Source organism: Spirosoma sp. KCTC 42546, assembly GCF_006965485.1.
Taxonomy (GTDB): Bacteria; Bacteroidota; Bacteroidia; order Cytophagales; family Spirosomataceae; genus Spirosoma.
On sequence record NZ_CP041360.1, the window covers coordinates 4,857,365 to 4,883,610 of the forward strand.

Annotated in this window: 22 protein-coding genes; 13 read left to right on the plus strand and 9 right to left on the minus strand. The window is 46.7% G+C overall.

The window, feature by feature from the left end; all coding sequences use genetic code 11:
* Nucleotides 1-148 precede the first annotated feature (148 nt).
* From EXU85_RS19900 to EXU85_RS19910, 3 genes are all read left to right on the plus strand, one after another.
* Nucleotides 149-760: a CBM35 domain-containing protein gene (locus tag EXU85_RS19900; RefSeq protein WP_142773761.1), complete on the plus strand. Its 612-nt coding sequence runs from the start codon at nt 149-151 to the stop codon at nt 758-760.
* Between the two features lie 252 nt (nt 761-1,012).
* Nucleotides 1,013-3,337 carry an ATP-binding protein gene (locus EXU85_RS19905; RefSeq protein WP_142773762.1) on the plus strand — a complete coding sequence of 775 codons (2,325 nt, stop codon included), beginning with the start codon at nt 1,013-1,015 and terminating at the stop codon, nt 3,335-3,337.
* 210 nt (nt 3,338-3,547) lie between these two features.
* Nucleotides 3,548-3,766: a hypothetical protein gene (locus EXU85_RS19910; protein WP_142773763.1), complete on the plus strand. Its 219-nt coding sequence runs from the start codon at nt 3,548-3,550 to the stop codon at nt 3,764-3,766.
* Between the two features lie 143 nt (nt 3,767-3,909).
* Here the strand turns inward: EXU85_RS19910 and EXU85_RS19915 are convergent, their stop codons facing one another.
* Together EXU85_RS19915 and EXU85_RS19920 are read right to left on the minus strand one after the other, a co-directional pair.
* Nucleotides 3,910-4,788 (minus strand): N-acetylmuramoyl-L-alanine amidase-like domain-containing protein, encoded by an 879-nt coding sequence (locus EXU85_RS19915; RefSeq protein ID WP_142773764.1) that lies wholly within the window; start codon nt 4,786-4,788, stop codon nt 3,910-3,912.
* Nucleotides 4,789-4,851: 63 nt separating this feature from the next.
* On the minus strand, nt 4,852-6,573 hold the full coding sequence (locus EXU85_RS19920; RefSeq protein WP_142773765.1) for an alpha-amylase family glycosyl hydrolase: 1,722 nt from the start codon (nt 6,571-6,573) through the stop codon (nt 4,852-4,854).
* A gap of 130 nt (nt 6,574-6,703) precedes the next feature.
* Here EXU85_RS19920 and EXU85_RS19925 point away from each other — a divergent pair, with 130 nt between their 5' ends.
* The 6 genes from EXU85_RS19925 to EXU85_RS19950 all read left to right on the plus strand — a co-directional run bounded on the left by EXU85_RS19925 (nt 6,704) and on the right by EXU85_RS19950 (nt 13,066).
* On the plus strand, nt 6,704-8,578 hold the full coding sequence (locus EXU85_RS19925; RefSeq protein ID WP_142773766.1) for a glycoside hydrolase family 13 protein: 1,875 nt from the start codon (nt 6,704-6,706) through the stop codon (nt 8,576-8,578).
* Between the two features lie 82 nt (nt 8,579-8,660).
* A complete protein-coding gene (locus EXU85_RS19930; protein WP_142773767.1) occupies nt 8,661-10,259 on the plus strand; it encodes an ATP-binding protein in 1,599 nt (532 codons plus the stop codon).
* Nucleotides 10,260-10,551: 292 nt separating this feature from the next.
* A complete protein-coding gene (locus EXU85_RS19935) occupies nt 10,552-11,283 on the plus strand; it encodes a DUF4386 domain-containing protein (protein WP_142773768.1) in 732 nt (243 codons plus the stop codon).
* 48 nt (nt 11,284-11,331) lie between these two features.
* Nucleotides 11,332-11,739: a hypothetical protein gene (locus tag EXU85_RS19940; protein WP_142773769.1), complete on the plus strand. Its 408-nt coding sequence runs from the start codon at nt 11,332-11,334 to the stop codon at nt 11,737-11,739.
* A gap of 95 nt (nt 11,740-11,834) precedes the next feature.
* Nucleotides 11,835-12,491, plus strand: coding sequence for a beta-phosphoglucomutase (gene pgmB, locus EXU85_RS19945; protein WP_142773770.1), 657 nt, complete (start codon nt 11,835-11,837; stop codon nt 12,489-12,491).
* Between the two features lie 92 nt (nt 12,492-12,583).
* Entirely contained in the window at nt 12,584-13,066 is a 483-nt protein-coding gene (locus tag EXU85_RS19950) for an OmpA family protein (RefSeq protein ID WP_142773771.1), read from the plus strand.
* Between the two features lie 27 nt (nt 13,067-13,093).
* Here the strand turns inward: EXU85_RS19950 and EXU85_RS19955 are convergent, their stop codons facing one another.
* The 4 genes from EXU85_RS19955 to EXU85_RS19970 all read right to left on the minus strand — a co-directional run bounded on the left by EXU85_RS19955 (nt 13,094) and on the right by EXU85_RS19970 (nt 20,507).
* Entirely contained in the window at nt 13,094-13,870 is a 777-nt protein-coding gene (locus tag EXU85_RS19955; RefSeq protein WP_142773772.1) for a DUF2490 domain-containing protein, read from the minus strand.
* An 80-nt stretch (nt 13,871-13,950) separates the two neighbouring features.
* Nucleotides 13,951-16,485, minus strand: a complete 2,535-nt coding sequence (locus EXU85_RS19960) for a DUF5686 and carboxypeptidase-like regulatory domain-containing protein (RefSeq protein ID WP_142773773.1) — start codon at nt 16,483-16,485, stop codon at nt 13,951-13,953.
* Between the two features lie 298 nt (nt 16,486-16,783).
* A complete protein-coding gene (locus tag EXU85_RS19965; RefSeq protein WP_142773774.1) occupies nt 16,784-17,500 on the minus strand; it encodes a DUF4405 domain-containing protein in 717 nt (238 codons plus the stop codon).
* A gap of 190 nt (nt 17,501-17,690) precedes the next feature.
* Entirely contained in the window at nt 17,691-20,507 is a 2,817-nt protein-coding gene (locus EXU85_RS19970) for a TonB-dependent receptor domain-containing protein (RefSeq protein ID WP_142773775.1), read from the minus strand.
* Nucleotides 20,508-20,911: 404 nt separating this feature from the next.
* Here EXU85_RS19970 and EXU85_RS19975 point away from each other — a divergent pair, with 404 nt between their 5' ends.
* Together EXU85_RS19975 and EXU85_RS19980 are read left to right on the plus strand one after the other, a co-directional pair.
* Complete coding sequence (locus EXU85_RS19975; protein WP_142773776.1) at nt 20,912-22,375, plus strand: glycosyltransferase family 39 protein; 1,464 nt, start codon at nt 20,912-20,914, stop codon at nt 22,373-22,375.
* Nucleotides 22,376-22,403: 28 nt separating this feature from the next.
* Complete coding sequence (locus tag EXU85_RS19980; protein WP_142773777.1) at nt 22,404-23,087, plus strand: glycosyltransferase family 2 protein; 684 nt, start codon at nt 22,404-22,406, stop codon at nt 23,085-23,087.
* Between the two features lie 142 nt (nt 23,088-23,229).
* Here EXU85_RS19980 and EXU85_RS19985 read toward each other — a convergent pair whose 3' ends face one another.
* Complete coding sequence (locus EXU85_RS19985) at nt 23,230-24,153, minus strand: RluA family pseudouridine synthase (protein ID WP_142773778.1); 924 nt, start codon at nt 24,151-24,153, stop codon at nt 23,230-23,232.
* A gap of 191 nt (nt 24,154-24,344) precedes the next feature.
* On the opposite strand from EXU85_RS19985, the gene EXU85_RS19990 reads away from it, so the two are divergent.
* Together EXU85_RS19990 and EXU85_RS35415 are read left to right on the plus strand one after the other, a co-directional pair.
* The gene (locus tag EXU85_RS19990; RefSeq protein ID WP_142773779.1) at nt 24,345-24,776 is read left to right on the plus strand and encodes a hypothetical protein; all 432 of its coding nucleotides are present in this window, start codon (nt 24,345-24,347) and stop codon (nt 24,774-24,776) included.
* A 167-nt stretch (nt 24,777-24,943) separates the two neighbouring features.
* On the plus strand, nt 24,944-25,120 hold the full coding sequence (locus EXU85_RS35415) for a hypothetical protein (RefSeq protein WP_168207829.1): 177 nt from the start codon (nt 24,944-24,946) through the stop codon (nt 25,118-25,120).
* A gap of 215 nt (nt 25,121-25,335) precedes the next feature.
* On the opposite strand, the gene EXU85_RS19995 is transcribed toward EXU85_RS35415, so the two are convergent.
* Nucleotides 25,336-25,680 (minus strand): carboxymuconolactone decarboxylase family protein, encoded by a 345-nt coding sequence (locus EXU85_RS19995; RefSeq protein ID WP_142773780.1) that lies wholly within the window; start codon nt 25,678-25,680, stop codon nt 25,336-25,338.
* Between the two features lie 224 nt (nt 25,681-25,904).
* A complete protein-coding gene (locus EXU85_RS20000; protein ID WP_371731927.1) occupies nt 25,905-26,135 on the minus strand; it encodes a hypothetical protein in 231 nt (76 codons plus the stop codon).
* Nucleotides 26,136-26,246 lie beyond the last annotated feature (111 nt).

The window sequence follows — 26,246 nt, forward strand, 5'->3', positions numbered from 1 at the left end:
GTTGCGGTCTTTGCGCTTTGCCTTAGCGTTCTTTGCGGTTAATTTGAAAAGTTTAAACAGCTTCTATGTCAATCGAAAATTCATCAAACGGTAGTCAAAAACAATTTAGAGTTCATAACCTCTTTCAGGGTACAAAATCATATCCAGTATGGCACTAGGTACACAGCTTATAAAAATTTATCGCACCAGCGATGGACAGCCGCTTTACCAGGCAACAACCGTTCGAAACACAGAGGTTTATCCCCTGAACAGTGCGGGGCAGGCAGCTTTTGAGGCAGCAGTCAATGCAGGAAGTTTTACGCTAACCGTAGATAATGGGGCTATTATACCAGCAGGAACGCTCCCTCCTTTGCTTAAGCCGGGTGCAGTAAACAGTGTTGCTTTTTCGCAAAAAATACAGGCAGAAGATGCCAACGGAACAGGAATCTCGCCTGGAGCATCAGGAGACAATATTTTACGCGGCCCTTACCGCACAAACAGCGAATATTTACTTTACAACATCACAGGGGCTCCAACTACAGCATCTAATTATAATCTGGCCATACGCTATCAGACAAACACACAGTCATCAGGCGTAGCCAGCATTATCATCAACGGAGGTACGCCGGTCGATTTTTCGTTTGAAGGAACTGATGGTGGCAAACGCACCTACAATGCCGTTATTTCACTGAACGCAGGCAACAATACCATTCGGATCCAGGGGAAGACGGGTACGCCCTTATTTCAGGATTATATTATTGTTTCCCGCCCTGCGAGCTAACAACATAGCTCAACTAAGAAGGTTTTAGTATACATGGGTAGGATGCCTGGTCTTTCGGCTGAGTTCATGCTGTCTACCAGAATCATCAGGGCTATAGTTGGCTTTGAACTTTTAGCAGTTTCCGACTTAAATCTATTAACTGATAAATTTATCAGTTAATAGATACCCTTCTAGCCTTCTTATTTGTTTACGTTGACACTGGTCTAGTATAAATGATATCATTCATTTTAAGGTGGGCTGTCAACCTATTACATGAACGTTTTGAATTCGTTTCATTTTCAAGATTCTGCTCTAGTCTCAGCCCTGCTCAGTTTGTCTAAAAATGGCATTCTGGTACTGGAATACGTTCAGACGCCTGCTCCAACTTTTTTGATTAAACAGGCGAATGAAGTTGTTCAGCAATTAGTGGAGGGGTCTACTGCTTCCCTTACGGGTGCCTACCTGGAGCAACTCCCAGCGCCGTTTAATTCACCCTATCTATCACAGCAACTACAGGCAATAGTAACTGCACCCGACGCAACTGCCAATTTCCAGTTGACGAATCCAGTAACGCCAACGGGTTTATTTCCTATTTATAATTGCCAATTAATACGTATCGATCCGCAGGTATTGGTGCTTTCAATTGAGGTAACCAACTATTCGCCTGACGACATTCATTTTCAGGAGCAGATACTGGAAACCTTACCTACAGGTCTGATTATTTTTCAGGCTGTGCGGGATGATACAGGGGCCATTGCTGATTTTCAGGCTACGTATTGCAATCAGATTGGAGCCACCATTACCCGTCAGAACCGGGCGGATATACTGACTCGCCCGATTAGTAAGCGCTATCAAGACATGCAGGCTTACGAACTCTATCACCAGTATGCAAACGTTGTTACGACAGGTAATCCGCATCATCAGATTCAATATTTACCAAATCACGATACCTGGCTGGATATCAGCGTCGTAAAGTTCGCTGATGGCTTGCTAGTTTCATTTCAGGACGTCAGTCTGGGGCAGAAAACAGCTTCGCTGCTCGAAAGTATACTCATCAGTTCGCCAGCCGCTATTCGTTATTACGAATCCATTCGTGATGAATCCGGCCAGATTATCGACTTCCTCAGCAGCACAGGCAATGAGTTGGCTACGTATAGTTCACTCCGGCCCTTCCAGTCTACAACCGGCAGGCGGTTACTGGATTTGTATCCTTACCTTAAGGGAAACGGGCTTTTTCAACGTTACGTAACCGTGGTAGAAACCGGCGAATCCGACCACTTCGAAACCGCTTATTACATCAATCAATCTACCGTTTGGCTTGACTGTACGGCTGTCCGCCATGGCGCTGGATTCGTACTTACTACGTTAAATATCACCGATCGAAAACAGGCTCAATTATCTCAACAGCGGCAGGCCGATCTGTTAACGGGTGTTCTTACTAGTTCGCCAAATAGCATTCTTGTACTAGAGGCTATTGAGGATCAGCAGGGAAATATTAATGACTTTCTGATTGCGCTGGCTAATCCAGCTACCCTGCACATGCTCCCGGTATTACTGAGTAAAAATTTAACCCACGAAGACCTTATAAGCCATACGATTCGGGAGTTTCTGCCAATTTTGCCAGCCAGCAGAAAACCAGAACCGTTTACTATTCTGGTCGATGTCGTTAAAACCCGGCAACCAATCCGTCGTCAGGTAGATTATCCTGATCGGGGTATATCGTATGAGTATGAGATTACGCCCTTTCAAAACGGCGTCTTGTTGGTTACCACCGATATTACCACCTTACGGGCGTATCAAAAAAAGCTAGAAGAAAACAACGCTGTATTAAGTCGTTCTAACGAGCATCTTCAGCAGTTTGCCTACATTGCCAGCCACGACTTACAGGAACCTCTGCGTAAAATTCAGTCCTTCGGCAATTTACTCCAAAGTCAATATACTGCTCAGTTAGGCGACGGAAGCACTTACCTGGAACGGATGCAGGTAGCCGCCAGCCGAATGTCTACCCTTATCCGTGACTTGCTGCTATTTTCCCGACTCACAACAAAGCAGGATACGCTGGCACCCGTATCGCTTAACCAGGTTATCATCGCAACCCTGACAGATCTGGAATTAGTCATTCAGGAAACCGGAGCCGTGGTGGATGTACAATCATTACCTACTATTCTGGGAGATCGGACACAGCTGGAACAGTTATTCCAAAACTTATTGAGCAATGCACTGAAGTTTCGCCGGACAGATTTATCCGGGACACCGGCTACGCCCCTGATTCAGATCCGTTCACAAGTCATAGCCGCCACAGCACTTCCTCCGTCCGTTCAACCCACCGAACTGGCCGTAGCGTATCACCGCGTGGATGTATCAGACAACGGGATTGGGTTTGATGACAAGTATGTAGACCGCATCTTTCAAGTTTTCCAGCGACTCCATGGCCGAAACGAATTTGATGGCACAGGCATTGGACTCGCCATCTGCGAAAAAGTAGTTGTCAATCATGGCGGAGCTATTACCGCCAGTAGTAAACCCGGCCAGGGTGCTACATTTCATGTGTATTTACCTACTTCAACTACAAATTGGCGATCCACAGCCAATGATTGAAGCCTCTGTGTGCTAAGACATGTTTGTGGGGCTTAAGCAACCGGTTATAGTTGTATACAATGACGATGCATCTTATATAAAGAAAAGGGGGGCAATCAGGCTCTAGTGGATACATGCAATCGCTTTTAGAAGCTTGACAAGCTAAACTCCCTCCCCAGTATAACTATTTCCGGAGGTAGCCTTGTTGCCGTAGATAATACGAAATGGTCAGTGACCAGTGCGACAGATCAGCAAGTCTCGCTAAAGATTAGCAGTGGTGAATTCATTAGCGCTATCGGTCTGTCTATTCTGGGATTTACCATTACGCGCACCACGGCAAATGCAGGCAGCAACTCAAACATCACCGTTAATGTAAATGAGGATGCATCTCAAACATACGACAGTAATATCGTGAATAACATTTACGCCAGAATCATTACCAGTCTGTAGGATACCCCCTGGATTGACATTCAGTTTATGTGTACTGCGGTTAGCGAATTTAGACAACGACCCTACCCAAAGGGTCAGCCGTATCATTGCGGCTGACCCTTTGGGTAGGTTTATAAACTAGTCGAGCAGATTCTTTTAATCGCTTACTGTGCACCAACAGCTAGTGGGGTGGTATTGGTAGATGATCTCAAGCGGGCTACACGAATGCCAGAAAGTCGCTTGTGCCACTGCACATAATCGCTGATGGGGTAAGGTGTAATCACGACTGCCCCCTGATCGGAAGATGCATGTAGGATATGCATTCGCCCATTGGGTTGACGAACAGCCAGGCCCACATGCTTCATATCCAGACCGGGTCGAGCGGCTGTCAGCATCACAATATCACCTTCGCGAAGTTGGTCCTCAGCCTGCCGGATATTCTTCTTTGGAATGAAGGAAAAGGGTTTCTGACTCAGTGATGCTTCGGTTTGGGCCATTTGCTTGAATACAGCAGGGTCATTCAGATGCGGATACTTATAGGTTGCCGTAGTCATATACGAAACAGCCTTGGCCACCGACAAACTCCCCGCAAACTCTCGGGTGACGTCCGTTACAAGCCCTTTTCGTTCATTATCACGAAGCCAGTCCGAGAAGTAGTGTAGCCGACTGGCATAGCCATCAATACGACCGTCCCGGTAGCGCAGTTTGGTTAGATACTTTTTGAACGTTTGCTCAAAAAGCACCTGATTCTGTTTGTCGGCCACATCCTGCCAGGCTAACGAAAGCGCCAGAACCGTTTCTAAATAGGTTGTGCAATCAAGCTCAAGCACATTGACTACCAACTGTTCAGTCGGATTTACATCGAGCGTATGCGGGACATAGGGCCTGCCTATGAACTGCTTTCCGATATTGATAGTCGTTTCAGTAGAGGTTTTACCACCAACAATGGTCAATGAGTGTAAGCTGGTCGACAAAACAAGCTCCTGGGCCTGCCCAGCCAGGGATATCAGCAATAGGGATAATCCAGTAAACAGTCTCAGCATAGGTGGGTATTGGTTTCCGGCTATAGCGTATTGACGAAACTAAGGCCAAAAAGTACCATAAATCTACGATTTAATTTCCAGCACTCGTACGGCTCGGGGCGGCAGATAAACGGATACGCCTGCCAGGCCGACGGTTTCAATCTGGGTATCACTTATAAAAATATCACTGAACTGGTAGGTACCGGTGGGGTCCAGCCCCATCGCGCCAAAAGCAGGGTTCGGAATACTAACGGTTGTTTCGTAGGTTGTAGAATTCGAGAAATTACAGATGATCAGTAGTTTCTGGCGTTCGGTATAACGCAGGTAGCTATAAATCTGGTGGGCATCGTAGCCCGCGCTTTGGCCATTATCATTGGCGTATTGCAAATCGTAGAAATACCCATTCTGAATCGCATCGGAGCCACTGACCAGGTAATTCAATTGCTGGTAAAACAACCGCAACCGTCGTTGATCATCGGTAAGTCCACCGCCATCATAACGCCCCTCATTCACATAGCCTTGCCAGTCGGTCAGGCCCCAGTAATCGAATATGGTTGTTCGCCCATCATCACCGCTGAATCCTTCAACGCCTTCAGCCCGCACCCCTATTTCCTGCCCGAAATACAGCAACATAGGGCCTGTATGCATGGTTGCCAGCAGCGTCATGCCCGGAATAGCTGCCCACGGATCGTTCGTAAAAAAACGGGAAGCGATCCGCTGTTCGTCATGGGTTTCCAAAAACCGGAGCATATGCTGAGCAAAGTCGCCAGACTCCTGTTGCCACACACGCGTAAGATCATAGCAGGAGCCATGGCCTTCCATCAACCGCCGAACGGAATCGTATAACCCAACTTTATCGTACAGGTAATCGAACCCACCCCCGAAAATAAAGGATCGATACAAGCCTGGATCATAGATTTCAGCAATAAAAATCAGGCGCGGGTAGCGCTGCTTAACCTGGCGGATCGCCCATTGCCAGAACTCTACCGGAATTAAATGGGCCATGTCGCATCGGAAGCCGTCAATGCCTTTATCAGACCAGAACAACAGAATATCGAGCATCTGATGCCAGGTTGCCGGAATTGGATCGAACTGGCAGCTTCCATCAAACACATTAAAGCCGTAATTAAGCTTTATCGTTTCGTACCAGTCATTTATATCGGGGGTGGCTGTAATAGACCCGCTACCGGTAACCTTAGCCGGAAACTCATGCAGCTTAGGCTCCTGGCTATATAAGTGGTCCTGCGGACCAACAAAGGTTTGTCCCGGCAAATAATAGAAATTGTTCCCCGACGAAAACCCAACTGTTGTATCGTCATTCTGCCCCAGATCCACAACACCAGGAGGTTTCGCGTCGGACTGGTACTGACGGGCAACATGGTTGGGTACAAAATCGATGATCACCTTCAGACCATTCGCGTGCGTACGCTGCACCAGCGCATCGAATTCGGCCATCCGATCGGGTACACTAACGGCCAGGTCGGGGTTTACATCGTAATAATCTTTGACGGCGTAGGGAGAACCAGCGCGACCTTTCACCACCGCCGGATCATCGGGACGAATGCCGTTGGCCGAGTAATCCGTTTGGGTAGCATGTTCAATAATACCGGTATACCAAATGTGCGATGCTCCAAACTGCCGAATTGATTTCAGAGCCGCGTCATTGATGTCGTTAAATTTCCCGACCCCATTCTCATCACGGCTTCCATTGGTCAGATTTGTGGTGTTCTGATTGCCAAACAGGCGCGTAAAAATCTGGTAGATAATCAGTTTGTCCATCACCGGGACAACAGACGCGGTGTACATAGGTCGGCTTAATTCAGGTTCTGGAAACAAGTCAGGTTTACAGACGCAAAACTATGGCCTTTTTCAACCAAAATCTTGGGTTATTTTTACGTTCTTGTTGCATTATTCTTAGTTCTATTACTGACTACCTATGAAACGACGAACGTTACTGTACTTAATTGCCTTGCTATGGATTTTCAGTCCAGCTCTGGCGCAAAATGCCCTCATTCAACGCGTTAACCCTACCAACTGGTGGGTTGGCCTGAAAAACCCAAATCTACAGCTATTGATGTACGGTCCAAATGCCGGAACACTAGCCTACTCGCTCAACTATCCGGGTGTAAAACTGGTCAAAGTGCATACGGTCGAGAACCCAAACTATGCCTTTCTGGACCTCGTCATCGCTCCCACTGCAAAACCAGGTACGCTTAAACTGATCGGTAAGCGGGGCAATCAGACCTTAACCCAACCGTTTGAGCTGAAAGCCCGTGATACCAGTCCCAAAGGACAGGGCGTTACCTCAGCCGATTTTATTTATCTGGCGATGCCCGATCGCTTTGCCAATGGAGATCAGAGTAACGATAAATTTGCGGATATGGCAGACCCCAATGCCGACCGTGCCAATCCCTTTTACCGGCACGGGGGTGATCTGGCCGGGGCGTCTCAACGTATCAACTACCTGAAAGACCTGGGTGTCACGGCCATCTGGTTTACACCCGTACTCGAAAATAACCAACCCCTCACGAATGAAGGAGGAGTGATGCGCTCGGCTTATCACGGTTATGGCTTCACCGATCACTACGCCATAGACCGCCGATTTGGGGGTAATGACGCCTATAAAGCCTTTGTAAAACAGGCGCATGCCGCAGGGATGAAGGTAGTACAAGATGCTGTGTATAACCACTGCGGCATTAATCACTGGTTTATTAAAGATATGCCCAGCAAAGACTGGCTCCACCAGTGGCCAACCTACACAAATACATCGTATAAGTATCAGCCTGTTACCGATCCCCACGGTGCCCAGAGTGACCGTAAAGTAACGCTCGATGGCTGGTTCGTACCGTTTCTACCTGACCTCAACCAGAGCAATCCCTTTGTGGCTAACTTCCTGATTCAACATGCTATTTGGTCGGTCGAGAACTTTGGCGTCGATGCCTGGCGAATTGATACCTATATGTATAACGACCAGCCATTTATGAACCGCTGTAATCAGGCCCTCCTGACAGAATATCCGAAGATCCATATTTTCGGCGAATCCTGGGTGAATAACGTGGTTGATCAGGCGTATTATACCCGAAACAAAATCGACTTTCCATTTAAGTCAAATCAGCCCGGTGGGCTGGATTTTGTAGTCTATGCCGCTATGACTGATGCCCTGAAGCAAAAATTTAGCTGGGATGATGGCGTGAATCGTTTTTATCAGGCGCTGGCACAGGATGCCGTTTATCAGGACCCATCAAAACTAGTAACCTTCCTGGATAACCACGACACAGATCGGTACCTGTCCGTGATTGGTGACAATTTCGACAACTATAAAATTGGTCTGACCTGGCTGCTGACAACACGCGGAATCCCATCGATGTATTACGGCACCGAGATTCTGATGAAAAATTTCAAGGACCCATCCGATGCCGAAGTACGTCGCGACTTTCCCGGTGGCTTTCCGGGCGACAAGGACAATAAATTCGAGACCGCTGGTCGCACGGACCGCGAAAATGAAGCGTTTCGGTTTGTTCGTGCGTTAGCGACCTACCGGCGCGACAATCCGGTGATGCACACGGGTAAACTCATGCAGTTTCTTCCTCAGGAGGGCACCTACGTCTATTTCCGATACGATGGCACCAAAACCGTTATGGTAGCGACCAACACCAATGAAAAGGAAATTTCCCTCGACACGGCCCGCTTTGCGGAACGGCTGAACGGATTTACGTCTGCTCGAAACATTCTGACGAACCAAACGCTTACCGATTTGAAACTACTGACGTTACCTGCCAAAACAGCCCTTGTGCTGGAATTAGGAAAATAAACGGATGAAGGGTGCGGCTTATATCCAGTCCAACGTTTAAACCTTGGACTGGGTCAGCACTCCAGTACCTTACACGTATTGTATGAATCAGTCGAGCGCATCCAGCCCGTTTAATGAAGAACCGATTCAATCACCAGAAGCCATCCGTCTGGCACTTGCAGCGTATGATGCGTCGCTGAACAGCATTGTTTCGATGGTAGCCATTCGAGATGCTGACGGAACAGTTGTTGACTTTCTGATGCAAACGGCTAATCAGGCGGTGGAACGGAGCTTGTTTGTGTCGCCCAATAAACTTATTGGGAAGCGCATGCTGGACATATTCCCCGGAAATATTGAATCTGGCCTGTTCGACCTTTATAAACGTGTCCTGGAAACAGGAGTGGCCGAGCAAATTACCCTGTATTACAAAGAGGTTGATGGATTAGCAGCCTGGTTTGATATATCGGCCATTCGCTCAGCACCGGAGCATGTGGTTGTAACCTTCATGAATATTACGGCTAGTAAGCAAGCCGAACTAGACGTGAAGCGGCAGGCTGAACTGCTACAAACGGTGCTTGATCACACACAAACGGCAATTTCTCAACACGAAGCGATACGCGATCCTACTGGAACGATCATTGATTTTAAAACGGTTCTCGCCAATCAACAGGCGCTCCGCATGTGGGGCGAATTAGCAGAACCGATCCTGACAAAAACTTTTTTTGAGGTAGCCTCGGATGATCAGCAGCGAGATGATTTCCCCAAATATGTGCGCGTTGTGGAAACAGGTGAGTCAGACTTAAGTGAATTCAACATTGGAAACCAGTGGCTGCTCCGGCTGACAGCTAAATCAGGCGATGGCGTTGTTATCTCGAATATCGACATTTCAGAGAACCGACGGTATCGGCAACAGATCGAAGCTACCAATGCCGAGTTAAAGCGCTCCAACGAAAACCTGCAATCCTTTGCCTACATTGCCAGCCATGACTTACAGGAACCCCTTCGTAAAATCATTGCATTTGGCGATATGCTGAGTGAACGCTATGCGCCCATTCTTGGCACAGAAGGCAACGAAATGCTGGGGCGTATGCAATCGGCGGCCGAGCGAATGTCGGTGCTGATCAGAGATTTGCTTGACTATTCCAAGATATCATCGCAACGTGATGCATTCAGGTCCTTTTCGCTAACTAAGCTGATTGAGGATATTATTGAAGACCTGTGGCATCCTATTCAACAGACAAACGCCCGCATTGACATTGGCATGGGTAACCCACTACCCGACCTGATCGGCGACCGGGCTCAGTTGCGGCAGTTATTCCAGAATCTACTATCCAATGCCCTGAAGTTCCACCAAACCGATTCGGCAGGAAATCCCCACCCCCCATTAATACAAGTAGCGGCCCGGAGACTTTCGATCAAAAACCTTACTGACACGATTAACCAGGAGTTGCAACCGGGCCGACGTTCAGCGAATCAGACCTATTGGGCCATTACTATTGCGGATAATGGTATTGGCTTCGACCAAAAATATGCCGACCAGATTTTTCAGGTATTTCAGCGACTGCACAGTCGCAAACACTTTGGTGGAACAGGAATTGGTCTGGCCGTTGTCAAAAAAGTGATTGAGCAACACGATGGAACGATTCGGGTTGATAGTGAACCCGGCAAAGGGACAACCTTTACGGTTTATTTACCCGCCTAAGTCGATTATCATTCTAATCACCAAAGGCTGTTGCCTCATGGCAGTGATTGGCGCTTGTCCATAAGCGCTATCACGTTTTACCAGCTTCCCCTCTCCTAGTTTAGCCTCACCTTGTTTGGGTTTTACGTTCTCACTAACGATTTAGACATTTGTCCAGTAGGCTCGCCCATACGCCCCCCAACTTTGTATCGTCAATCACAACTCAAAAGGCGATATGAACTTGACTGCACTGACATCAGCCACTCATTTCATTAGTCGGGTAATTCATTCATTTATAATCGCGAGTTTACTCATGGAAACAACCGTTTTTACCACTGACCGACGCATCGGCAAGCTATTAATTCTTGGTGCCGTTCTCGTCTTCATTCCGTATACTATTCTGACCATTATTTTCGATTATCCCCTAATTCTTCGTCAGGATACCGGCTCACTATTAACACGTTTTCAGGCGGGCGGTCCAACGCTCATTGCTGTGTGGTGGGCGTTTGCGGTTATGGGGTTGCCGCTGTTGGAAGCCTATGTGCTTATTGGCCAGCGACTGGAAAACAAATTGTATTTTGTTCGATGGGCTACGCTGTTGGGCGTTGCTTCAGGATTGGTACAGATTATAGGTCTATTACGGTGGACATTCGTAGTTCCGGTACTAGCCAATAACTATATTCACTCAACAGATCCTGCCATTCGGGCGGCCAGTATCGTTGCATTCCAGACAATTCACCAATATGGTGGCGTGGTTTTGGGCGAACATCTGGGTCAGTTGCTGACAATAGCCTGGACAGTACTAATCGCGTCGGCATTTAATCAGCTAAGCCTATTTCCAAAATGGGTAAGTTGGTTTGGCTATGGGACATCAGCAATTTATATACTGGCACAAGGGGATTTGGTTGCAACAGTTATTCCCGGTTTTCCGGTTTGGGACCTGGCGGGTTTAGTAGGAAGCTCACTCTGGTTGCTCTGGCTAATTTGTGTGGGCGTTCAGTTCCTTCAGCTTGGCAACCATGACGTAAGACCAGTGCTTGTGTAATACAACGCTTGTGTCCGTTTCAGGGTCTTGCCAAAAACGCCTTGATTTATGACTAAATTCTCCTTACTTCTTGCTCTATTCGTAGTCCTCTCCGCTTGTCAAAAAGAGACGGTTACACCCGATGACGGTACGCTACCAGGCCGCTTTCGATTGGAAGCCGATCCTCTGCGCTGTTCGCTCCCGACTACCCAACGATTAACTGTTCAATCAACAGGAGCTAGTACCTATCGTTTTGAGTATGACCGCTTTGGTTTGGGCTCCTATCAGCGAACGGGGATTATAGCGATAAAAAGCAGCGCCACGAAGTACGAGCTAACGCTGGATGGCGTGTCCATTGGCCAGTATGCCTTTGAGGAACTGCGTACCCTCAGCGGCACCCAGAAACGGTGGGTTTTGATGGTTAGTCACGAAGCTGGCAAAGCGGATGGACTAGAGTTCATGGGGGTAAAAGAATAGGGCGTTGATTTTGCAATTTTTGGCCTTAGTTTTTTCCGATACCACCAACCAGCGGTTGAATCGACTACTTTTGTCGTTCGTCAACCTGAAACATCATGTCAATAAAAGCGTTTCTGTTCGACCTCGATGGGGTCATTGTCGATACCGCGATTTATCATTATCAAGCCTGGAAACGACTTGCCAACGAATTAGGCTTCGACATTTCGGAAGAATTTAATGAAGGACTTAAAGGCGTCAGCCGTACAGATTCGCTGGATCTGATATTGGCACACGGCGGCCTGACCTTATCGGACGAGAAAAAGGCCGAACTGGCAACTCAGAAAAACCAATGGTACCTCGAACTCGTCAGCCGAATGACGTCCGATGATATTCTGCCGGGAGTGGCTACGTTCTTCTCGCAGGTTCGCAAGGCGGGTCTGAAAACCGCACTTGGCTCAGTGAGCAAAAATGCACCCATGATTCTGGAGCGAATCGGCATGAGTGACGCCTTTGATGCTATCATCGACGGAACGAAAATAAGTAAAGGCAAGCCAGACCCGGAAGTATTTACCAAAGGGGCAGACGAACTTGGCGTTAATCCAGCGGAATGCGTTGTGTTTGAAGATGCTGTTGCGGGTGTAGAAGCGGGCAAACGGGGCGGTATGTTTGTGGTGGGCCTGGGTTCACCGGATGTGCTTACGCTGGCCGATCTGGTTGCTCCTTCACTCGAAGCCTTAACGGTGGACGAGGTTCTGGAAAAGGCGTCGGTGTAGGCTAACCCATTTTTCTGTACCTGATTCAAAAGGAGCTGATTAGGCTCCTTTTTCTATTTCATCTGATTCACCTAAGGCCTAACTTTAAGGCAATGAAGCAGTATGTTCAATCCTATGTAAAGTTGCTGGGCTGTATGTTGATCTTACTCATGTATACGCCTATGGATCTGTTGGCACAGAAGCAGCCCTTGGGCGCGGCTAGTACTGCCCTACCCAACCCAATTTCAGCTGAGCTTTCGTTGAGTATTACCATTCTGTACTTTGATCAAAGTAGCCACGAACTACGGCCTGGCGTTAAAATGGCCCTGGATTCGATAGCCCGGTTATTGGTTAGACAACCAACGTTAATGGCAACTGTAACGGCTTATACCGATAATATAGGTAAGCGAGAGTTGAATATATCGTTATCGAAACACCGGGCGAGAACGGTTGAAAATTATCTTAAGCAGCATGGTGTATTGGCTGATCAGATTACAGCTTCCTGGGAAGGGCCTGACACAAAAGCATCGGTGGATACCCCGGAAGCCGTGAAAACAATAAGCCGACGAGTCGTTGTTCAGCTTTTACCTAGATGAAGGCTTGGAAAGTAGGGCAGCTATGTATTATTTGCCGCTAAAGTCCAGATCATAGTTAACGTTCAGCCGGATTCCGCTATCGAAATCAAAAATGGACTTTTGGGTTAGTGGATCTGGCTCAGCGTGCTGTAAAATACGGCTGAAGTAGTTAAGCTCCAGTTTGAAATTATCCCGTATCTGGTATCCCAGTCCTCCCGAAATTCGGTTCTGGTTAAAAACGTTTCGCTCTACGTTCCGGCCAAAACTAATGAACAGTTCATCGAAGGCATTGAGGTAAAACTCGCCGTCGTCAATCGTTGGCCCAGTGAGTGGGAACGTTGCCGATACCTGATAGCGAATCCGGTTCTGATACTCCCAGCTAGCTAGTTTACGCGGATTTGTGTCGGAAGGTTGCCCAAGCCAACGCTGCTCCAGGCGCAGTCGATGTTCCAATTTTAATCGACCAAGCTGATCGTCAAGTTGAATATCTTCGTAGATACGGTGTTCAGGAACAGGTACGCCCGCATCGGCAGATGGGTAATTGCCATAGGGATACGTGACAAACAGCGTATAGCCACCCGACACCTTTACGCGATCCGTGAGTTTGTAATTCAATCCCAGTCTCGCCAACGACTGCTGCCACGCCCGAATAAGCTCAACCCGACGCCATTGGTATTCAGTATGCAGTTCCCATCGGTTTGCCAGTTTATGATCACCAGTATAGGTGTACCAACCAACCGTATTGTGATCAACGAGCCGGTTCTCCTGGCTAAATCCTCTGGTTATCAATAGGCTAAAAAAGACCAGCCCTATAACTTTCTTCATCCGTAGTGCGGCTCAACCGGTAAAGGGCGTAAGTACCTGAAGGAAGAAGCTTTGTTGGAATAAAATGTTTCGTAATCTTACTAAAACGCCAGCCAGCCAGAGAATTTGATGGCAAAGGGGGTAACGGGCACACCGGTACGGCCGATAGTATCGCGGTAGGTTAGCCGATGAATGGCATCTACGCGGAGCACCTTAAAGATATTGTCGATACCGTAACCCACTTCGATGTAAGGCGTTTGGGTAAGCGAGCTGAAACCCTCCACTGCCTGTCCTGCTGCATTGGTTGCGGGAATCATGGCTAAATTAGACGCAGAAACACTACCGACTAATACCTTCGCGGTGATCAACTCTCGCCATTTAAGCCGACGCAACAAAGGCAACCGATTGACTAACAAGCCATTGAAATTATGTTCAAACTGTACCGTAGCCCAGCGGTCGGAAACGAACTCGAAGTAGTTCATTAAGTTAAAAGCATTTCCTACATAGAACGACGACTCGTTACCCAAAGGCATATACAACAGTGGATAGGGGACCGTAGAGGGGATAATACCAACACCAAGTGTATAATAGGTTCTTCCCAAAACACCCATCCGAAAGGAATGCTTCATACCTAAGGCAATCCGGTGATACGTAAAATCACCATCGAGCACATTTCGTAACCCGAGCGTGTAACGCAGGGTAAAAATAGGCTTGCGAATTGCTCCGGTACTCACCCTTACATTGTCATTCTGGAGGATTACTTCATCTGGAGCAAAACGGGTTTCCGAAATCAACTCCGTTGTTTGATAGGTGCTCCGGATGGTTTGATCGTCATCGTGCACCTGAGGCTGGAAAGCAAATGGGAACAGCGGTTCAAAACTACGGTTTCTGAGGGCCAGCGTCTGCGTAAAACCCCGGCCCATTTCGCGCCGGAAGTAAACCAGATTTTCCTCCTGGAAATAGGGGCGCCGGATGGTGCCGAAGCGAGAGTAAGCCGCAAACAGGGAATTATTGCCAATATTATCGGTCGATACGCCAACCCGCTCCAAATCGTAACTGCGCTTCACGCCAATGACCGTCCAGGGTTTTCGACTCAGAATGTATTCGATATTGGCACTGTATTTTAGCTGTTCATCCGTCGTGCCATAGGCTACGTAGCCGCTCAGGAGCCATTTTTTGCTAAAGCCTGTATTGGTTCGTAAACCGAGTCTAAACCGGTGACCCTCTACCGTATTGCTGGCATAGGAATCTAAAATTGGCCCCAGATCAACGTTCCATTTACCCAATGGCTTATACCCAATTACGCCCAGCTTAATAATTTCGCCAGCTACTTTTATAAATGGCACATTGCGTACCGAATCCACAACATGCATGGCCCGTAATTCATCCGGAGAGAGTGAATTGGGGCGTACACTCTGCCAGAAAGCCGTGTCCGTTTCCTTATAATCATCGGCCAGTTCAATGGCTGGGTCGTAGAAATTGAGTTCTTTCGGTCTGTTCTCGATGATATTACTAGAGAAGGTAAAAAACCGAATTAAAGCACCGGGTGCGCGTGGAGCGGGCTCGTCGGTATCAATTGTCACCTGTGTCTGGATCGGAAACCGAAGACCTGATGCCGTTGTTTCCCAATCCTGCTCAATGTGCAGTTCATCCACGAAATTGATATTGGCGCGTTTATCAACCCGAGCATCAATATGAGCCAGCGCTCTATGAAGCGTATCAATTAGAACCGTTCCGATGAATGCTAAATCAGAAGCCCGTTTCGGGGTAAATTCAATGGCAAAACAAATGGCATTATTGAGGGCAACGGTATCTTTTAACCGGAAGGTATAGACCGTTTCCCACTGGCTACCCAGGGGCGACGGAATGTCTTTCTGAAGAATGTAAAGAGAATTTCGGTAAAAATTGTACTGCTGAAATGATGCGCCCGTTAATTGGGCAATCAGCCCACCATCCGAAACCCCTACCCCGGTCACGTGCGATTTCAGAACGGCTTCTTTGGTTTTCTCGGGACTGGTGCGAGCGTAAAAATTAGAGAACGTTTCTGAAATAAATACGGGCACCGCGGGCTTTCCATTCTCATCAATAATTGCCGGAAGTTTGCCCAATAACCGCCCGATTGGACCAGGACCTTTATTGTTTTTACGTTTCTGGGCGAAATTGTTGATGTACGCTTCAATCTTCGTATAGCTATCGTATTGATAGGCTACGAGTTGTGCGGGGTTATACTGATCTCGCTTACGAACAACTTCACGCATGACCCGATAGGCTGGATCGCCCCCTTTTGCATACACCTTAACTTCCTGGAGTTTCGTGGCTGCAGCTATTAACTGTGCATCAATTGTTTGTGTTGCCTGGGACTGAATTGGGTATGAACCTGTTCGATAGCCTAAACTAAGTACCACTAACGAATCGGACAATTGCCTGATCTGGAGCGAGTAGCGTCCATCAACATCAGATGTTGTACCCGACGTTTTACCTTTCAGGGCTATACTAGCGAACGGAATACCTTCCCCAGTGGCTTTATCGGTTACCCGACCACGAATGGTATAGACTTTTTGCTGGGCAGTTGCCAACAAAGGCCAGCCAGCCAGCAAAAAACTAAACAGAAAAAAAGTTCGTAGTAATCGAGTCATTAAAGCGACGTATAAATTCCTGCCATACTAGTAGGTAAGCAAAAAATAGTCAATAGAGTTTACTATACAGGTAAAAATAGAAGCTCTTTTTACAAAAACTGACAAACGGGCTAATGTCTTGTAAAATAGAAAGATATAATAGCATTAAGGCAACCGAGAAGCCTGCCCTCTGATAATCAGTACGTAAGCTAAATGATTTCCGTTGCAGTATGTCTACTAATTTTAAAAAAAATAGGAACGTAGTATGTATACGTTCCTACCTCATTCCGAATGACAAATCCAGAGTCCATCTATCGTGTTATTGTACAGTTGGATAGGCTCCCTGAGCAGCTACAATTTGCCATTTCCTGTCTTGTTCTTTCAACACGTGCATGTAAACAGTTGGCGAGGTTGCAGTGGTATTTGTTGAGGTACCTCGCACAATAATTAAATGATCATCAAGTGCTTCGGCTTTATCAACTTTAGTTTTAACTACTTCAGCCGCCGTCTTTTTAAGCAGATTCTGCTGCACATCCGACCCACTCAGGAGCGTACCCGCCTGCGTTAGTGTTGTTGTTTTGGTCGGCATAACAACCGCTAATGCCGCAGTGTCGCCTTTACTATAGGCGCTGGCAAAGGCTGTTTCAACGGCATTCGCTATCGAATCAACTTTAGCTTGTGGCATCGATTCTGGCCGGGGCTTGTTACCCCGAAACAGGCTTTTACCTGCATTAGCCAGTTTGTCAAAAACGGGGACATCAAACCCAATGCCGGCTGCAAAAACAACCGCTATAATGGCTGGCAAAAAGAACTCTTTCTGGATACTACCGGTCCGACGGTTTTTGGTATAACCTACCAGCGACGCCCAGTTATTAACAATATGAAATACAGCCGCGACAAAGAACAGTATACCAAACCAGGCATGGGTATGATCAACGATGTGCGACCCCTGGCCGAAATAAATCAACAGACCAGTGGTAGCCAAAACAAGAAAAATTGCTGCAACAAAAAGGCTAACTAAATTTTTAGATTTCATAGGAGAAAAAGAGTGAGTGATTTAGCAAATGTAAAGAGCGGAAACGTCTGGTAAAAAGAAACTCTTACATCAAGCAAAGAGGCCCATCGAACGACAGTACTAATCACCAATTTGATCGTCTAAAAAAAGACGTTGGCCCAGAAGTGAGCCAACGTCTTTTCAATAACGTAAATCAATTTGATTAGTAAGACTATGACCGTGGTCGTCCACCGCGCCCACCGCCACCACCTGCTGGCGCCGACTGTTGCTGTTGTGGCTGGTTATTAGTATCACCGCCCCCATCACCTTTCAAATCATCGTTTTCGATAGACTTCCGGCGTTTTTGTGGTGAATCGAAACTCATTTTGCCAAGCTTGTAGCTAAACGTTAACCGAACCCCCGCATTGTAATAGCTGGTCTCTGTGCTCTGAGTCAAAATTGGCGAGCTTAGCTGAGAACGTTGCGTAAACGGGTGGTTAAAGATGTTTTCAGCGGCTAAGCCTAAGCTGGCTTTTTTGTTGTTAAATTCTTTCCGCATCCCAAGGCTGTAAAAATACATGGCACTCTGCGTCCCCTGTAATTGGACCTGGTTGCCCCGGCCTCCGCCGAAGAGCTGAAAGCCCCAACCGTTGCTGAGCGATAAGCTGCTCATGATTCGGCCACCAATGACCCAGCCTGAGTTTGAGGCAGAATAAATTGGGTTTGCATTGTTGTTGGTCAGGTTCACGTGATAGGCATCGATCCCTCCCCCTAATTGCAGTTTGCGGAACAGAGTTCCATTAGCAAATAGATTCAGACCAACGGCATCCTGACGACCAACGTTCAAATACGTAGTATTGATGACCTGTTGCAAAACTCCGTTAATGGTAGACTGCTGTACATCCCGAACCGCCGTGATTTCGTTATTGGTTCGGCGGGCAAATACGGTTGCGTTCAAGTACAATCCCTTGATGTTGGCACTGGTACCAAACTCGATATTGTCCGTTAATTCAGGCGACAGGTAGATATTCCCCTTCGTGATATTGGTTGGGTTGGACGTGTTAACGTTCGGGTTCAGGAATTGAATACCAGGACGTTGAATCCGACGGTTATACGCCAGTTTAATAATCTTACCCCCCTTCAGGCTTTTCGAAATGTTGATGCTTGGCACCAGATTTCCATAATCAGGAATGGATGAAGCTGCTCCCGCCGATTCATTGCTGAATTTGGCATTAATGTAGGTATACTCATACCGCGCGCCCGCTTTGATCGTGAATTTACTCTTTGTCATATACGTATATGACAGGTAGGTAGCAGCAATGTTCTGGTCGTAGTTTAACGTATTGCCCAGACGGGTGCTGTCGGTAATATAGGGCGCATCAGACCCATTGGCGACAGAATATTGGAACTCACTATTTACCTGCCGAAAAATGCCCTTTCCACCAAATTCAAGAAGTTGATTGGTTTTGATCGGTGTTTGGTAATCTACCTGTATTGTCGATTCCTGATTGTAGCTAGGGTTATCATTTTTCTGCCGGGAAGTTATAGTCTGAAAATCAGTACCTCCTAAAATGTCGGCCACAAAACTATTGGTCCGGTTGTTCCGGCTATACAGCGCCAGCACACTAAGTTCCTGTTGGGGTTTGTATGTTTTGGTATAGGTGACGTTCGCATCTACCGTACCCGACAGGTCTTTGGTCTCCACATTACGATTATTAACAATTGGGAAATAGCTATTGGGCGTATTTATCGTTGTGAGCAGATTATTCTGACTACTTAAACCGTTGCGAGCGCCGTACCGAAGACTGGCCGTGAGCGACGTAGTCTTGTTAATGTCATAATCCCAGCCCAACTGATAGTTGCCAAATATACGTTGATTCAGTGTATTGGCGCTTTGTACGGTGCGGGTAATGCCCGAATAGGTGTTGCTAGCCAGATCATACGTTCTGGTTGTTTGATCGTTGAGAAATCCACCCCGTACGTTATATTCTGCGCGGCCAAATCCGCCCAGTGAAAAGCCCATTTTACCTGTGCGGTAGTTACCATTCACACCCAGATTGGCTCCCCGGTTACCTGCGCCCCCATTGATGTCGAGCGTCAAACCCTGTAGGGTAGTTTTCTTGGTTACGATATTGATAATACCTGCCGAACCTTCAGCATCATATTTAGCCGATGGCGAGGTGATCACCTCAACCGTCTTAATCATATCTGCCGGAATCTGCTTTAGGGCATCAGCAACGCTACTGGCAACAATTGTAGATGGCTTATTATTAATTAATACCCGAACATTGCTACTGCCACGCAGGGTTACATTGCCATCCAGATCCACCGAGAGCATGGGTACTTTACGTAGAATGTCACCCGCATCTCCTCCTTTAGCGGTAAGGTCCTTATCGGCATTGTAAACCATCCGGTCTACTTTTTCTTCAATCATGGCAGCCTGCCCAACCACATTTACTTCATTAAGGGTTCGAACATCGGCTGCGAGTTTAATTGTACCAAGGTTTACAACACTGCCTTTATCAATGGTAATCAGGTTGCTTCGTTTGTCTTTATAACCGATGAACGAATACAGAAGCCGGTACTTACCAGGAGCTAAACGGCCAATGGTAAATTGCCCTTTTGCATCGGCAGTGGTACCGTCAATGGGTTTGTTTGTAGCGATATTTAACAGGGCGATGGTCGCAAATTCAACGGGTTTGTTAGTCGTTGAGTCCATCAGTACGCCACTTACTTTACCATTACCACGGGCAATTGGATCTGCTTCCGACGGGGTAGCCCCTGCTTGAGGGGGTATACCCGTTGGTCCATTGATCATACTGGGTCTAGAGCCAGCCGGAGCGGTGAACGTATCGGGAGTCGTACTGGCAGGTTTGGTCGTTTCAAAGGGGTCTGGTACTGTTGTGGCAGGAACAGTTAAACTGCTGGGTGGAGTGCTCGGTTGTGTCGTTGCCGTTGTACTGCCAGGAGGAGCAGTAGATGGCGTAGCCACTTGGGCAAACGAGGTTGTTGCACTAACGATGAGTAAAGAAAGTAACAGCGTTTTCATGTGATTCGTGATTGATGCGCCAAAGGTGCAGTTACCTGGTTGCTTCAGAAAATCAATCTGGCGGAATGCCCGTTTTTAGGTGTTGAATACAAAAATTAGCCCTGCGAAGAAAAGCTCTGCTGGTTACCACTAGAACTCCTCACAGTCAAAAACGTTTATAGGACAGGCTACTAACCCTACCTGCGCCAGAAGGTAAAGGCGCAAATGAAAGGCGCGTCATTTCAATCAACAACAGGAATTACCTAATTTCGGATAGTACTAACCACTCGTTTGACAGCTGATTTATATGTCTAATAACTGAGCAAACGGTCAATAAAAAGGCTTTCCTGAGCGTGGTGACTAGTTCGTAAACCAGTACATTTGTCGATTAATCCGTAACTTGATTTATGTCGGTAAGGAGTTTTATGACACGATTTCGTTTATTCTTAGTTTTATTCTGCCCTATTTTTTTTCTTTTTGCCTACAATTCTGGCTATGGGTATGATGCCTATGAATACTTAATTCTTGCTCGTACTCTGAACGAAGGTTATAATTTATACGACTTTATTCCTTCCAAATCATACCTCCTCTATTCCTCCACAAACGTTTTACTGAACCTGCTTGGTGGCTATAACCACGTTAGTGTTTCAGCGCTGATAACCTTATTGGCTACAGGTGTACTAGTCTCCTCCTGGCGGGCAGCCCGACTGTTTGGCGAACGAGTGGCTTTCCTGACCGTTGCCCTGACTGCCACCTGCTGTTTTTTCATGGAAATGAATTTCCTGGAGCCTGAAAGCTGGATTGCTATCTTTGGTTTGAATGCGTTTACACTGGCAGTTGGGAATAATGGCAAACCGAACTGGCGTTGGTTTGGCGCGGGCATTTTGCTGGGAATAGCCATGTGTTTCAAAAGCGTAGCCGCTTTCTATGTGGTAGGATTTGGCGCGTTCATCCTGCTTTTATGGCTGACGGGCCGATTAACCTTCTGGCCTATGGTTGGCCGTGGCATGCTGGTACTGGCAGGATTTGTAGCCCCATTACTCTTGTCGATGTTCTATTTCTACACGACGAATCGGTTAGATGCTCACCTGGAGTGGACCTATATTTATCCCTTCGGCGGCTATCCGTCTCATACATTGTTTCTGACTAAGTTTTTAATCAAACTGAGTTGGTTGCTACTCCTGCTCTTGGTGTCATTTTTTGTTGTGTTTCAACAGCCTTATCGAACCATCTATCAGCAGACACCGGCTTTATGGCTGGCGTTATTAGTAGCGAGCTTTTCCTGCGTCACTATGTTAAAAACACAGGCTAGCCATTACTTTTTTCAGGCTGCCGTTTTTTTTGTGATCCACCTTGGCTTCCTTGCCGATCAATGGCTGGCTCAATATGAGGCTCGTCATCAGAAGGTCTCTTACCGGATGGCGTTTTGGGGTGCAGGTGTGGTTGCTCTGCTTCTACTCGTCAGTATATTGTTGTATCGACCTGCTACTGTCCAGCGTTTTTTTACGATCAGGAACTATCAGGACGAAGAGCAAGCTGGTGCTTTTATTCGGGAGCAAGTTGGCCAAGCGGGCCATGTTCTGTTTTTTGACAATGCATTGGCTTTATATTATCTATCTGATCGTGAGCCGAATGTGCCGTTTATTTTTACGGAAATGCAGACAACGCACTACATAAAATCACATCCCGATACATACGGCCGGGCGTTAGCAGATACTAGTCTTAAGCTTGTTATTTTCGGAAATCGGTCCAGCCTGATCGACGACAGTACCGCGCTTCAAGAACCCGCCAACGCATATGCCATCCAACAATTGCGTGCGGGCCTGGAAAAACACTTTGTTAAAGTTCAAAATCCCCACTTCCCATTGCCCTACTGGCGGAGAAAGTAAACCCGTCGTTTTCGCTTATATTTGCTTTATGCTGCTATCTGTTCTGATTCCTGCTTACAATGAGATTAACAATATTGATACCCTCATCGAGAAAGTTCAAGCTGTTCCGTTAACGAAAGAAATAATCATTGTTGACGATGGGTCAACGGATGGCACCCGCGAGCGATTGGCCACCTATAAATCCACGCCAAATATTCAGGTTATTTTACACGAGCATAATCAGGGGAAAGGAGCCGCCATTCGCACTGCCATTCAGCACATGAAGGGCGATATCGCCATTGTTCAGGATGCCGATTTAGAGTATGAACCACAGGATTATCTGGAGTTAGTCAAGCCTATTGTTGAAGGCAAGGAGAAAGTTGTGTACGGATCGCGCTTCCTGAGACCCGAAAATCGCCATTCGTATTATAGTTTCTACGTAGGTGGGCAGGTCGTTACCTTATTGACCAATATTCTTTTCAATCAACGGCTTACCGATGAGCCAACCTGCTATAAAGTATTTGATGCCCATTTTCTGCGGTCTATTCCTCTTGACTGTACCCGCTTTGAGTTTTGCCCTGAAGTAACGGCTAAAGTAGCTAAGCGGGGTATTCGGATTAAAGAACTCCCCATAAGTTATTATCCCCGATCCATTGCCGAAGGCAAAAAGATTTCCTGGATGGATGGCATCGAAGCAATTTGGGTATTGCTCAAATATCGTATTGTGAAGTAATGAATAAGGGTTAAAACACATAGAAACGAAGGCTAGAACAGAGAAAACAAAGGACAAAATACGTGGAGATGCACTATTCGTTTTCTAAAATTAACGTTCTATTCTCTGTTAATTCCTCTGTTTCTCTGTGGTTAAACCCTTTTTATTCCTCATTCCTTTCCTTCAATGCACTCAGAAATATTTTCGGCACGGGCGCATCGAATCGCATGGATTCGCCCGTGATTGGGTGTTCAAATGCAAGCACTTCGGCATGCAGACCTAGTCGCCCAATTGGGTTCGTTGTCGCTCCATACTTGGCGTCGCCAACAACTGGATGGCCAATGTCCTGCATGTGCACCCGAATCTGGTTCTTGCGGCCCGTTTCCAACTCAAGCTCTACCAAGGCGAAACCGTTATTCGCTTTAATCACGTTGTAATTTGTGATCGACAGTTGCCCGTTATCCGGGTTTTGGCTCGAATACACAATCAGGGCCTTGCTTTCGCGTAGAAAGGAGGTTATCGTTCCTGTTGGCGGTTCCGGCACTCCTTCTACCAGCGCGACATACGTCCGCTCCTTGGTGGTAGCATTCCAGGACTCCTGCATCAGGCGCTGAACCTTCTCACTCTTGGCGAACATCATCACACCCGATGTCTCACGGTCGAGTCGGTGAATGATAAATATTTTGTTAGTGGGATTCTCTTTTTTAAGGTAGTCGCTCAGAATACCATACGCTGTCCGATCCCGCTCTTTATTGGTAGCCATAGAAAGCAGACCAGCCTGCTTGTTAATGACAATAATACTTGGGTCTTCGTAGAGAATGGTCAGTCCCCGATATTGAGTTGTTTGGGGTGCCCGGTTGGCGGCAACCGTTACAACCTGCCCCTCCCGAAGCGGGTGATTAAACTGTGTATATACTTTACCGTCAATCAGAATCTGCTTGTTACTGAGTAGCGACTTGATATTATTCCGGTTTTTGTGGGGAAGTTGTTCAATCAAAAACGCCATCAGTTGGGCGGGCTCCGATACAGTGAATTTACTATCGGTACGTTGACCGCGTTGTCGGCGAGGCTTTTCGGTATTATCCATCTGACAAAGGTACGGCTTATGGGTCGAACTACTTTACTTCCCTGGTTACTTAACTTGTTGGGTCATAAACTGTCTGTTGGGGGCCTGCACCTCAACTAATACATTTTCAGTATTCTTAACACGTTTGGAGTAAGATTTTACGCTGGTGTGCAACCAATTCATCTCTCGTTGCATTTTCACGAAAAAAGACCATGAAGACTCTTTCAAACTTATCCCGGTTCATTTTTCTGGCTATTTTATTTTTGTCAGCTACAGGTCCAGATTTATGCGCTCAGAGTGGAATTAATGGCGGGAAGCCACTCATTACCTTTAATACCACAGGTCCTGTCTCCATTAAAACACAGTCTCCCCCTTCTTTCCCAGGTGGGGAAGATAAATTAAATGCCTATGTCCTTACTCAGCTAGAAGAAGCCGAAAGCTCCATTAAAATAGGTCGGAAGACCTGGTTAACGGCTACCCTTGATGGAACGGGTAAAGTCATTGAGCTAATCCCAACCTATGACGCTGATCCAACGTTGAAAAAAGAAGCGGCACGGGTGGGCGCTTCCATGCCCCGGTGGACTCCGGGAACGATTAATGATCAAGGCGTAGAGACAAAATTTCAATTTCTACTTCGGCGCTGAATAATACGTTACAACCTGCAAGAGGTAAGTTCACGATGTTGACTTTCTGCTTGTAATCCCTAGCCAAAATCTGAGCTAGACAACACGTTTGGATTTTATATCTTATCCCACTAGAAATACATTAACTTGTTTTAATTTATTCAAATGGGTATTAAAAATCTATAGGTATGTCTGACAATAATGAACTAGAAGAAACAAGACGGGCAGAACAAAAAGATCTTGAACAGCAGCAGCAAGACCTTTTCCGTGAACTCTCACGAGAGCAAACCGAAGCAGAGAAAGCGCTTGACAGAGAGCAGGAACACCCAACAAAAGGAAAGCCACAAGATGAGAGTGACGATTAACAAGTACACGAAAGATAATGGCGATACAACATATCGCCATTATCTTTCGTCAAGCCCTGTATGGGGCCGCTTGCATCCGGCAGCGGCAGGTAAAGGTTCAGTAAGAGTATAGTTCCAGGGAAAGGGTTATTTTTTATAAAACACTGCCAAACAGCCACATAGCTTATTTCAGTCCGTATCTAAGCAGGCATTTGATACATTAGAAATCGATTTGCTTATTTGCTGGCCGGGCTAGCTTCCTCAAAAAGACGCATCGCCAGCAGGCCAGTTCCCACCGCTCCGCCCGCCCGGAGCGCGGCTGCGATAAAGACCGTTTCGGCAATCTCTTCTCTCGTAGCACCCGCCTGTACGGCATTGTTGATGTGGGATTCAATACAATAGGCACACTGGGTCGTTAAGGCTACAGCCACCGACATTAACTCCCGATACTTAATGGGAATGACCCCATCGGTTCGTTCGGCGGTATGTTTAAGGTTCATGAAGGCAGCTGCCTCTTTGGGAGCCGCATTCAGTAAGGTGTTCGTATACGCACGATCTTTAGGTGTTTGATATTCGGTCATGAGGGTTGATAAAAACGGTTGAACAATAAGTAGCAAAAGAGATAAGAGCCCAAATCCAGCTAGGTGGAGCAGATAAATTTTGCAGTATTTAAGTTGTCGAATGACTGTTCGCCAAACTGAGTATGAAGAATATTATTCTGTCAAATGGCTACTGTATCTGCCGAATAACGAACCGTGTGACAGTCAGCTAATGATTTTGTACTAGTTGAGACACGCAGATCGAATCAACGAACGGTATCCCTATGACTTATTTCTGCTTGGATGCTCTTCAGGTTTTTTGAATATCTGGAGCCCATCAGAGTAGCAAAAATCAGTAAACCAATAGTCAGGAAAAATCCACCTTTATGTGTCGCCGACCAAACAGCAATACCAACTATAAGACCGATAAACACAGCAAATGGAATTTTTTGTGATTGCATTTTCTTCTCTTCTGACACTAATTCGTCATGTGTCATTTTAGAGTAGTCTTTACTTGAAAACATACTAATGATTACGGTAAGAAAAATCTAAAACTTTGGGTACGTTTCTCGCACCCAAATTTGGCCTGTCGCCCGACAATCTACCTA